Source organism: Sphingomonas bacterium, assembly GCF_028289855.1.
In the GTDB taxonomy this organism is placed as follows: Bacteria; Pseudomonadota; Alphaproteobacteria; order Sphingomonadales; family Sphingomonadaceae; genus Sphingomonas.
Window position 1 is genome coordinate 57165 of record NZ_JAQGKZ010000058.1, and the last position, 10916, is coordinate 68080.

At 64.3% G+C, this 10916-nt stretch carries 13 protein-coding genes; 7 read left to right on the top strand and 6 right to left on the bottom strand.

The genetic code is table 11. The annotated features are described in order from the left end of the window. Nucleotides 1-30: 30 nt before the first annotated feature. On the top strand, nucleotides 31-1272 hold the full coding sequence (gene hemA / locus JWM94_RS06260) for a 5-aminolevulinate synthase (protein ID WP_299423647.1): 1242 nt from the start codon (nucleotides 31-33) through the stop codon (nucleotides 1270-1272). Between the two features lie 419 nt (nucleotides 1273-1691). Here the strand turns inward: hemA and nrdR are convergent, their stop codons facing one another. The 5 genes from nrdR to JWM94_RS06290 form a co-directional block, all read right to left on the bottom strand. Beyond that, complete coding sequence (gene nrdR / locus JWM94_RS06270) at nucleotides 1692-2153, bottom strand: transcriptional regulator NrdR (protein ID WP_299423650.1); 462 nt, start codon at nucleotides 2151-2153, stop codon at nucleotides 1692-1694. A 43-nt stretch (nucleotides 2154-2196) separates the two neighbouring features. Beyond that, on the bottom strand, nucleotides 2197-2517 hold the full coding sequence (locus JWM94_RS06275) for a zinc ribbon domain-containing protein (RefSeq protein WP_299423654.1): 321 nt from the start codon (nucleotides 2515-2517) through the stop codon (nucleotides 2197-2199). Nucleotides 2518-2519: 2 nt separating this feature from the next. Beyond that, entirely contained in the window at nucleotides 2520-3833 is a 1314-nt protein-coding gene (gene glyA / locus JWM94_RS06280; RefSeq protein WP_299423658.1) for a serine hydroxymethyltransferase, read from the bottom strand. Further along, entirely contained in the window at nucleotides 3830-4270 is a 441-nt protein-coding gene (gene rpiB / locus JWM94_RS06285) for a ribose 5-phosphate isomerase B (protein ID WP_299423662.1), read from the bottom strand. The genes glyA and rpiB overlap by 4 nt, the downstream gene beginning before the upstream one ends. 61 nt (nucleotides 4271-4331) lie before the next feature. Next, nucleotides 4332-5153 carry a LytTR family DNA-binding domain-containing protein gene (locus JWM94_RS06290; RefSeq protein ID WP_299423665.1) on the bottom strand — a complete coding sequence of 274 codons (822 nt, stop codon included), beginning with the start codon at nucleotides 5151-5153 and terminating at the stop codon, nucleotides 4332-4334. A 36-nt stretch (nucleotides 5154-5189) separates the two neighbouring features. Between JWM94_RS06290 and JWM94_RS06295 the strand changes: the two genes are divergently transcribed. The 6 genes from JWM94_RS06295 to JWM94_RS06320 all read left to right on the top strand — a co-directional run bounded on the left by JWM94_RS06295 (nucleotide 5190) and on the right by JWM94_RS06320 (nucleotide 8827). After that, on the top strand, nucleotides 5190-5756 hold the full coding sequence (locus JWM94_RS06295; RefSeq protein ID WP_299423669.1) for a DUF1579 domain-containing protein: 567 nt from the start codon (nucleotides 5190-5192) through the stop codon (nucleotides 5754-5756). A 44-nt stretch (nucleotides 5757-5800) separates the two neighbouring features. Further along, entirely contained in the window at nucleotides 5801-6520 is a 720-nt protein-coding gene (locus JWM94_RS06300) for an RNA methyltransferase (protein WP_299423672.1), read from the top strand. Between the two features lie 69 nt (nucleotides 6521-6589). Then, nucleotides 6590-6847: a hypothetical protein gene (locus JWM94_RS06305; protein WP_299423676.1), complete on the top strand. Its 258-nt coding sequence runs from the start codon at nucleotides 6590-6592 to the stop codon at nucleotides 6845-6847. Nucleotides 6848-6922: 75 nt separating this feature from the next. Beyond that, a complete protein-coding gene (locus JWM94_RS06310) occupies nucleotides 6923-7198 on the top strand; it encodes a hypothetical protein (protein WP_299423679.1) in 276 nt (91 codons plus the stop codon). 200 nt (nucleotides 7199-7398) lie between these two features. Then, nucleotides 7399-8013 (top strand): 30S ribosomal protein S4, encoded by a 615-nt coding sequence (gene rpsD / locus JWM94_RS06315; RefSeq protein ID WP_299423683.1) that lies wholly within the window; start codon nucleotides 7399-7401, stop codon nucleotides 8011-8013. A 184-nt stretch (nucleotides 8014-8197) separates the two neighbouring features. Further along, complete coding sequence (locus JWM94_RS06320) at nucleotides 8198-8827, top strand: hypothetical protein (RefSeq protein WP_299423688.1); 630 nt, start codon at nucleotides 8198-8200, stop codon at nucleotides 8825-8827. On the opposite strand, the gene JWM94_RS06325 is transcribed toward JWM94_RS06320, so the two are convergent. After that, nucleotides 8824-10836 carry an alpha/beta fold hydrolase gene (locus JWM94_RS06325; RefSeq protein WP_299423691.1) on the bottom strand — a complete coding sequence of 671 codons (2013 nt, stop codon included), beginning with the start codon at nucleotides 10834-10836 and terminating at the stop codon, nucleotides 8824-8826. The genes JWM94_RS06320 and JWM94_RS06325 overlap by 4 nt on opposite strands. Nucleotides 10837-10916 lie beyond the last annotated feature (80 nt).

Genomic DNA, 10916 nt, shown 5'->3' on the forward strand with positions numbered 1-10916 from the left:
GCGGCAAGGCGCGCTAACGGGCAAATCACCATGAGCGATTCCGTCACTTCGCGCCCGGTCGATTACGCCCACGTCTTCTCGCAGGCGATCGACCGGTTGCATGCCGAGGGGCGGTATCGCGTCTTCGTCGACATCCTGCGCAACAAGGGCGCCTATCCCAATGCGCGCTGCTTTGCCGGGCACAACGGCCCCAAGCCGATCGTCGTATGGTGTTCGAACGACTATCTCGCGATGGGCCAGCATCCCAAGGTGATCGCGGCGATGGAGGAAGCGCTGCACGATGTCGGCGCGGGCAGCGGCGGCACGCGCAACATAGGCGGCAACACGCATTATCATATCGATCTCGAGCGCGAGCTCGCCGATTTGCACGGCAAGGAAGGCGCGTTGCTGTTCACGTCGGGCTACGTCTCGAACGAAGCGACGCTGGCGACGCTCGGCAAGTTGCTCCCGGGCTGCGTGATCTTTTCCGACGAACTCAATCACGCCTCGATGATTGCGGGCATCCGCAATTCGGGCTGCGAAAAGCGGCTGTTCCGGCACAACGACCTCGCGCATCTCGAGGAACTGCTCGCCGCCGAAGACCCCAACCTGCCCAAGCTGATCGCGTTCGAGAGCGTCTATTCGATGGAGGGCGACATAGCGCCCATCACGGCGATCTGCGACCTCGCCGGCCAGTACAACGCGCTGACCTATTGCGACGAAGTCCATGCGGTCGGGATGTACGGTCCCCGCGGCGGCGGCATCAGCGAGCGCGACGGCGTCGCCGACCGGCTGACGATCATCGAGGGCACGCTGGGCAAGGCGTTCGGAGTGATGGGGGGCTATGTCGCCGCCGACCAGACCATAATCGACGTCATTCGCAGCTACGCGCCGGGGTTCATCTTTACGACCAGCCTGTCGCCGGTGCTGGTCGCGGGCGTGCTCGCGAGCGTGCGCCACCTCAAGGCCTCGGCCGCTGAGCGCGAGGCGCAACAGGCGTCGGCGGCGATGCTCAAGACGCTGTTCACGGACGCCGGCCTGCCGGTGATGCCGGGCGACACGCATATCGTGCCGCTGATGGTGGGCGATCCGGTCAAGGCCAAGAAGATCAGCGACATATTGCTCGCCGAATACGGCGTGTACGTCCAGCCGATCAATTACCCCACGGTGCCGCGCGGTACCGAACGGCTGCGCTTCACGCCAGGGCCGACGCATGACGAGGCGATGATGCGCGAATTGACTCAGGCGCTGGCCGAGATCTGGGGCCGGTTGGAGTTGCGCAAGGCGGCGTGACGAGGCTCGCAACGACACACTTTCAGTCGTCATCCCCGCGAAAGCGGGGACCCATCTCCTGAACGCACTGCATGCGCGGCGGCTACGTATATATCTTGGCCAACCGCAAGAACGGCGCGCTCTACACCGGCGTCTGCGCGGACATCGGATCGTGGATGGTCCAACATAAGGCGGGCACAGGCAGCAAATTCTGCGCGTAGTATGGGATCGACAAGCTGGTCTGTGTCGAACCGCACGACGAAATCGTTGGCGCAATTGCGCGCGAGAAGGCGGTCAAAAAGTGGGAGCGGGCGTGGAAGATTCAATTGATCGAGCGCGATAATCCCGATTGGCGCGATCTCTGGTTCGATCTCAACCGCTAAGTTTGTTGCACGTTCGGGAGATGGGTCCCCGCTTTCGCGGGGATGACGGTGGGGGCTTCAGTCCTTCCCCATTTCGCTCACGTTGCCCGCAAACTCCTCGAAATCCCTAGCTTCGCTGAAATCGCGATAGACGCTGGCGAAGCGGATATACGCCACCGAATCGAGGCCCTTGAGCCCGTCCATCACCAATTCGCCGATCCGTTTCGACGATATCTCGGCCTCGCCCAACGTCTCCAGCTGGCGCTGGATGCCCGATACCAGCCGCTCGATCTGCACCGGCTCGATCGGGCGTTTGCGCGTAGCGATCTCGATCGAGCGGAGCAGTTTCTCGCGCTCGAACGGCTCCTTCTTGTTCTCGCTCTTCAGCACAACGAGGTCGCGCAACTGAATCCGCTCGAACGTCGTGAAGCGCGCCGCGCATCCCTCGCACTGCCGCCGGCGGCGGATCGCGGCGCCGTCCTCGGTTGGCCGCGAATCCTTTACCTGGCTGTCTTCATGTCCGCAAAACGGGCAACGCATCTGGGGTCCGTATCCTAACTGCTAGAACACGGACCCTATCGGATCACGCCTTCTTGGCGAAGCGGTTATACGCCATGATGCCGCCGCCGATGATCGCGCCGGTCGCCATCGAGATCGGCAAAAGGATCGCGGCCACCGCACCGATCGCGGCACCGCCGGCGATCTTCTGCGCATTCTCGTCCTTCATCAGCCCGCGCGCGGCCTGCTCGGCCTCGGCGGCGGTGTTCTTCACAAAGGCCTTGGCCGATTCGAGCGTGCTCTCGCCATCGCCCGCGACGAACGCGCCGCAGCTCGAGCAATATTTCGCGCCCTCGGCCAAAGCGGCGTCGCAATGCGGGCACATGCGGGTCAGATTCTCGGTCATCACTACAGTCCTTGATAGATCGGGAAACGGTGACATAGCGTATTAACACGCTGCTGCACAACGGATTCTATCTGAGCATCGCCCTGCTCGCCATTTTTGGCCAGTCCGTCGAGCACATCGGCGACCATATTACCGATCTCGCGGAACTCTGCAGGCCCGAATCCGCGCGTCGTGCCGGCGGGCGAGCCGACGCGGATGCCGCTTGTCTTGACCGGCGGCAATGGGTCGTTGGGGATGCCGTTCTTGTTGCACGTGATGCCCGCGCGTTCGAGCGCTTCGTCGGCATCCTTGCCGGTGACGCCGAGCGGAGTGAGGTCGACCAAGGCGAGGTGCGTGTCGGTGCCGCCCGAGACGAGGTTGCACCCGCGTTCCTTGAGCGTCGCCGCCAGCACCTTGGCGTTTTCGATGATCGCAGCCGAATACAGCTTGAAATCGGGGCGCAGCGCCTCACCGAACGCGACCGCCTTGGCGGCGATGACGTGCATGAGGGGACCGCCCTGCAATCCCGGGAACACCGCCGAGTTGATCTTCTTGGCGATCGCCTCGTCGTCGGTCATCACCATCCCGCCGCGCGGGCCCCGCAGCGTCTTGTGCGTGGTCGTGGTGACGACGTGCGCATGGCCGAACGGGGTCGGGTGGACCCCGCCCGCGACCAGCCCGGCGAAATGCGCCATGTCCACCATGAACAGCGCGCCCACTTCGTCGGCGATCGCGCGGAACTTGGCGAAGTCGATCTGGCGCGGATAGGCACTGCCGCCGGTGATGATCAGCTTGGGGCGATGCTCCTTCGCCTTGGCGAGCACTTCGTCGAAATCGATCAGGTGCGTGTCGGCGGTGACGCCATATTGCACCGCGTTGAACCATTTGCCCGACATCGCGGCCTTGGCGCCATGCGTCAGGTGCCCGCCCGCATCGAGGCTCAGACCCATGATCGTGTCGCCGGGCTTGGTCAGCGCGAGCATCACCGCGCCGTTGGCCTGCGCCCCCGAATGCGGCTGGACGTTGGCGAAGCCGCAGTTGAAGAGTTGCTTGGCACGATCGATCGCCAGCTGCTCGACCTCGTCCGACGGGTGGCAGCCCTGGTAATAACGCTTGCCCGGATAGCCTTCCGCATATTTGTTGGTGAACACCGATCCTTGCGCTTCGAGCACTGCCTTGGAGACGATATTTTCCGACGCGATCAGCTCGATCTGGTTTTGCTCGCGCGCCAGTTCATGCTCGACCCCGGCGAACACCGCCGGGTCGGCTTCGGCGAGGCCGCGGGTGAAGAAACCGTCCGGCTGGACGTCGTGAAGTGCGGTTGGATTGGTGCTCATACGGGCTCCCTGGCCGACAATTTGTCGACGCGATGCTGGTGGCGGCCCCCGGCGAAGGGGGTGTCGAGAAAGGCTCGCAGACACGCGATTGCCATACCTTCGCCGGTCAGGCGGGCGCCCATCGCGAGGACGTTGGCATCGTTATGTTCGCGAGCCAGGCCAGCGGAAAGGGGTTCGCCGACTAGCGCGCAGCGGCACGCGGGCTCGCGATTGACCGCGATCGAAATGCCGATCCCCGATCCGCACAAGGCGATGCCGCGCTCGGCTTCACCAGCCGCGATCGCGCGCGCAAGCTGGTAACCGTAATCGGGATAATCGACGCTCGCGGTGTCGTGCGGGCCCAGATCGGCGACGTCGTGACCGGCGTCACGCAACCACGCGACGAGCGTCGCTTTCAAGGCGACGGCGGCGTGATCGGACGCAATGGCGATGCGCATGAACGGGGTGCCAAGTCCTTCGGGCTGACGATGTGCGCTGCCCTTACGCCGAGCGCTGCGGTTATGCCACCCCCAGTTTGGGCTTGAGACGCAGCCAGCCGCGCGTCCGCACCGCCGCGACATGGCTGGCGCTAACCGGCAACCGCGTGCCGTCGGCGAGTACCAGCCGCCACACCCGACCCTCGCGCACCGCGCCGTCCACCGCCGACGCGGCCACCCACGCGCCGCGATGGATTTGTTCGCCGTCCACGCCGCCGAGTTCTGCCAGCACATCGGCAAAACGCGCGAGTATCAGCGGCTTCGCGCCACCCGCCAGATGAAGCCGGCAATAATGGTCTTCGGCGGTCACGTTCTGAACGGCGGCGAGATCGCGCACGCCGGCGCGAAACAGGATGCCATCCTCTGGTAGAGTGGCCGGAGCGGGATGCGCGCGGGCGAAAAACAGGACGATAAACAACGTCGCGCTAATCACCCCTGCCTCAATCCACGTGCGCGCCGGATCGATTTCGCCGGCGATGCCGAACAGCCACAACGCCGCCGGGATTTCGAGCGGGAGCGGCAGGTTGACGACCACCGCCCCGATCGCGGCGGCGCGGCGCCAATCCTGCGGGCCACGGATCCACCAAGCAAACCACATCAGCCATTTGGCCATATTCCAGCCGATCAGCACGCTCCAGAAACCGAGCCGCGTGCCGAACGGCAGCTCGATCGTGCCGAACGCGCCCATGATCGTCGCCAGCACGATCGCCGCGCCGCCGCCGAGCATCAGCATGGTGAAGCCGGGCAATGCGAGCGCGCTATCCACGAATTTTCGCGCAGGTTTGGCGAAGCCGCGGTTGCGGCGGCGACGGCGATCGGGCTGGTCGGGGGAAAGCGTCGCCATCGGGTGAGGCTGCCACGAACGAACGGGGAGTGCCAGATGCGTAAAGTTTTGATCGCGGGATTGGGGCTGGCGATGATCGCCAGCATGCCGGGCGCGGCGCAAGTCGCCGACCCGCAAATGATCGCGGCCGAACGCGCTGCAGTAGCCAAGTTCGCCTGGATGGACGGCACGTGGCGCGGGCCGGCGGTGACCAAATTCCCTGGCGGCGAGCATCGCGTAACGCAGACCGAGCGGATCGGGCCGATGCTCGGCGGCACGGTGCGCGTGGTCGAGGGGCGCGGGTTCAACCCCGACGGGACCGTCGGTTTCAACGCTTTCGCGGTGATTTCGTACGACCCGGCCAAGCAGGCATACGACTTCCATTCCTATGCGCAGGGCCGCAGCGGCAGCTTCGTTATCACGCCGACCGCCGACGGGTACGTCTGGGAAATTCCGGCGGGGCCGATGACGATCCGCTACACCGCGACGCTCAAGGACAAGGTGTGGACCGAAATCGGCGAACGGATCGCGCCTGGGCAAGCGCCCGTACAATTCTTCGAAATGCACCTAACGCGGGTTGGCGACAGCGACTGGCCGAATGGCGGTGCCATGACGCCAAAGTAGCGGAGCGTTGACAGGCGGGGCCGCGAGCGCGCAACCGCGCGGTCGTGACCGAGCAACCCGTCATCGTCCTGGTGCGCCCCCAACTGGGCGAGAACATTGGCAAGGCGGCGCGCGCCATGCTCAATTTCGGGCTGGCCGAACTGCGGCTGGTCAGTCCCCGCGACGGCTGGCCCAATCCAAGGGCAGGGCCGGCGGCATCGGGTGCCGACATGGTACTCGAACAAGCGCGCGTGTTCGACAGCGTGGCCGATGCGGTGGCCGACTGCGGGCATGTCTATGCGACCACGGTGCGTAAGCGCGGCGTGACTAAGCCGGTGGTGACGCCTGAGGTCGCGGCGCGAGACATCCATGCCGGCCCCGGCCGGTCGGCGATCCTGTTCGGTCCCGAACGCTCCGGGCTGGAAACCGACGATGTCGCGGTCGCGCGCAGCATCATCACGGTGCCGATCAATCCAGCGTTCGGCAGCATCAACCTCGCGCAAGCGGTGATCCTGGTCGCGTACGAATGGTCCAAGCACGTCGCACTCGCGCAACCGCCGGAAACCGATTTGCCGCTGCCGGCACCGCAGGAAGAGCTCGACGGCATGATCGACCAGCTCGACGCAATGCTCGTCGCATCGGGTTTTTATTTCCCCCCCGACCGCACCCCAGTCACCCGGCGCACGCTACGCACGCTGCTCACCAAGCCCGGCTGGTCGAGCCAGGAAGTGCGGACGGTGCGGGGCGTGTTGTCGGCGCTTGCTCATCCACGACAGCGAGGCTGACGTTTTTCTACTTTCGCTACGTCGATGATAACGCTAGTATTAACGTATATTTGTTCGGGAGATGAATCCGTGAAGTTGTCGTTTGTCGTGCTTGCCGCCGTGTCGTTCGCCGTTGCCGCCCCCGCATTGGCGGACAATTCCTCGGATGCGGCCAAGCCGCCAAAGGAAAAGAAAATCTGCCGTCGTGAGACCGTGACGGGCTCGATCGTGCCCTTTAAGTCGGTGTGCCATACCAGGGACGAATGGGCGTCGATCGACTCCGCCAACGCGAGGAGCGTGGAGAGTACGCTGGGCAACGCTCGTCCATCGGGCGCCCAGCGGCCCTGATCGCTATGTGATCCGCGCGGGCAAAACGGCACTGGTGCCGCGGCCCGCATTCTTACACAGACAGTGGAGTAATTCATGCGTTTCACGATAATGGCGCTCGCGGGCGTAATGCTTGCCGGGCCAGCGATTGCGCAGACTGCGGATTCGACGGCACCCACGCCCAAGCCGAAGAAGGAAAAGAAGATTTGTCGCGCCGATGCGGCGATGACTGGCTCGTACATGGTCCGCACGACATGCCGCACTCAGGCCGAATGGGCGAAGATCGACCAGTCCGGGACGGGCGGCGTTAGCGGTTCGATGAGCGGGCGCTCGTCGAGCGACCCGGGTACGATCGGCGGTAGCGTCCGCTGACCCGGACTTGACCCCGGCGCCCTTCTCTGCAAGAGGGCGCGCCTTCGCAATTGGCCCCGCACTCCGGTGAAGCGGTGGCCGTGCCTCTCATTCGTGGGACAAGCAGGCGATACCGGAACAACATTTGCCCTCCTGCGAAAAGTGGGAACCGGTTTTCGGATCGGGAGGGCAAACAACGTATAGCGATTGAAGGAAAGACCATGACGAAGCGCACCAGCGCCAAGCACAAGCTCGACCGCCGCATGGGCGAGAACATCTGGGGCCGTCCCAAGTCCCCGGTGAACAAGCGCGAATATGGCCCCGGCCAGCACGGCCAGCGCCGCAAGGGCAAGGTTTCCGATTTCGGCATCCAGCTGCGCGCCAAGCAGAAGCTCAAGGGCTATTACGGCGACGTGACCGAAAAGCAGTTCCGCGCCTGCTACGCCGAGGCCGCCCGGATGAAGGGCGATACCGGCCAGAACCTGATCGGCCTGCTCGAGCAGCGGCTCGACATGATCGTCTATCGCGCCAAGTTTGCACCGACGGTGTTTGCAGCGCGTCAGCTGGTCAGCCACGGCCATATCCGGGTCAACGGCGTGAAGTGCAACATCGCCTCGCGCCGTTGCTTCATCGGTGATGAGGTCACGCTGGGTACGAAGGCCAAGGAAATGGCGCTGGTGATGGAGGCGCAGAGCCTGGCTGAGCGCGAGATCCCCGATTATGTCGCGCCCGACGGCAATGCAAAGGTGACCTTCACCCGCGTGCCGACGCTCGACGAAGTGCCCTATCCGGTGAAGATGGAGCCGAATCTGGTGGTCGAATTCTACAGCCGCTGATGCAAGAATTTAGCGCGAGCTAAATTCGAGCGAATCATCGGCGGCTCGGCCGGCCTCGCTACGGCGAGGTTCGACGACGCGGCTTTGCCGCGGCGAGCCAGCCAAAGAGAAAGGGCGGTCCCGCAGGGCCGCCCTTTTCTTTTGGCGATGGAATGATCTAGGATCGGAAAACGGGAGTTTGCCGATGACTTCCACCATCCGCCCGCTTGATCCCGCCCGGATCCTGCGATTGTCGAGCATCGCGGTCGGCGCCGCCTTTGCCTCGGCGTCCGGTCTGGCGCTGTTGTGGTTTGTTGGCTTGGCGACGGGCGGCGTCGGCGCTGCGATCTGGCTCGCGGCGTTCATCGTGGCGCACGGTTTCTTCATCGCGCTGGTGACCGCGACGGGACTTGGCCCAATCGGGAAACGCGAAGGCGCGGGGCCATCGCTCGGCATCGCGATTAAGGCCGCCGTACCGATCGCGCTGCCGCTCGCCGCCGCGTTCGGATTGGTTGCGGTGACCAGTGACTTGCGTTGGTCGCTGCTCGGCTGGGGGATGCTCGTTGCCCTCGCGCTGCCCGCCCGGATTGTCTGCCGGTTGCGCGGCGAACGCCCCGCGATGCGGCCGGTAGGGCAACGGGTGGCGTTTGCCGCCCTCGCGCTGGCGCTGATCGAACTGCCGGGCTGGCCGATCCAGTCCTGCACCGGCGAATGTTGGGGGTTCATGGAAGGTGGTATCGTCGCGGTCCCCTTGTTGGGCACATATCTCTTCTTCGCCAGCTTCTCTGCGGCGTTATTGTCGATCCATGCGGTGCGCGGCGTGACGCCCGCCTAAGGCGCCATTCCCATCGAAGCTCGCAGGAACGCGTCCGCCTTCGCCAGCATGCCGGCGCGCGCTACGTCATCGTCGAGCTGGTGGTCGAGGCCCTTGTATTCGACCAATTCGACCTTGGCGCCCGCGCTCTTCAGCTTACCGGCCATCAACCGCGACTCGCCGATCCCGACATTTGTGTCGCGGTCGCCATGAAACAGCAGAACCGGGGCCTTGATGCGACTGGCATTCCGCGCCGGCGATCCCTCGACGACCCAAGGGCCGTGACCGATCTGGGCGTCGCGCTGGGGATAATAAGAGTAAGCGCGGGCTTCGTCGCGCAACGTGTCGAGATCGGTGACGGGCGCCACCGCGACGATCGCCTTGTAGAGATCGGGATCGACGACCGACGTCTGCAAGGCAGCATAGCCGCCATAGGACCAGCCGACGATCGCCAGTTTCTGAGGGTCGGCAATGCCCGATTTGACCATCCAATGACCGGCATCGTTGATGTCGCTCATCGCAGTGCGCCAGCCCTGATAGCCATTCTTGTTATACCATTGGTCGCCATAGCCGGCCGAGCCGCGAAATTCGGGCTGGATCACGGCATAGCCACGCGCCGCGAAGAATTGCGACAGCCAGTCGAACCCCCATTCGTCGCGCGCCGCCGGGCCGCCATGCGGCATGACGATCGCGGGCAGGTTCTTGCCGTCGCTGCCCGCAGGCAGCGTCAGATAGGCCGGGATGGTGGTCCCGTCGGCGGCCTTGTAGGTGATCGCCTTCACCGTGCTTAGCGGCATGCCGGCAAGTTCCGATCGAGCGGCCAGGATTTCGGATAGCGAGCGGGTCTTCTTGTCGAACAGATAGTAACGGCCGGGGTCGTTGTCGCTGCCGGCGAAGAGCAGCAGCTTGTTTTCGTCCGCACTGGCATCGATGAAGGTGATGATGTGGCCGGGAAGCGCCTTGGCAAGGCTGGCCTGGAGTGCCTTGAGGGCGGGATCGAAGAACATCACTTCGCGTCGATCGGTGACGTAGCTTGCTCCGACCACACGATCGCGGCGGCCGACCGATATCAACGAATCCATATCGACATCCGGCCGCGACATGACGAGCTTCTTCGTCATGCTGCCATCGAGCGAAACGCTGTAGAGCGCGGCACGGCCGTCGGTCGATTCAAATCCGTAAGCAACGTTGAGCTCGCGATCCACCGCCTCCGGCACAAAGCCGCTGTAAACGTTGCCGTTCAGCCTGACCGTGCCGAACGGTTTCCAGTCGCGGCTGTTGGGCTGGCGATAGGAATAGCTGATACGATTGCCGTCGTAACCGTTGCCGTCGGTCGACTGGATGCCCATCATGCGCACGACGCCCTGGCCGTCGCTGATATAGGCAACGACGTTCTCGCGCGGTTGCTCGATGGCCTTGCGCGACAGGGTGGTGGTATCGACCAGATCGACGCCCAGGCCGCTGCGGGTTTCCGCGGCATGTGTGCCGGTGGAATATTCGGGCACGTAGAAATGCGTCATCAGCACCGACCCTGTGCCGTCCGCTCCCCAATCGACCAGCGAGCCGCCGTCCTGGGTGATGCCCAGCGCCATGGAACTGGTCCGCGCGGACAGCACTTTTGCCTTCGAACCGTCGTCGTTGAGCGCGATCGTGCGAGAGTAACCGAGCCGAACCGTGCCTTCGTTGTCGGTCAGCGAGATGCTGCAGATCAGCCGGGTGTCGGTCGACCAGCGGCAATCGCGCAACTGGTCGATGTCGCCGCTCGATTTCATGATCGGTTTGGGGGGCGCGTCGGTCGTCAAATTGACAACGTACAATGTCATGCCGCGCCCCGGGGTCGGCATCAGCATGGCTACCTTGTCTCCACTCGGCGACAGGCTGATCTGCTGGATGTTTTCGCGCGCGCCGAAGGCCTTCGCCGTCTCGGCCGGCGACGTGGCGGCCGGCGCGTCGGCTGGGCGGCCCGCAATCGCACCGCCTGCCATCGCGACCGTCGCCAGCGCGACCAGCGCCTTCCCAAGATACCGCATTCTATCCCCTATTTGTTTCTTACCGTCCGAATTTCCGACACTTAGCGGGCCCGCGATGGCGCGCAATGAGAAACTGCCTG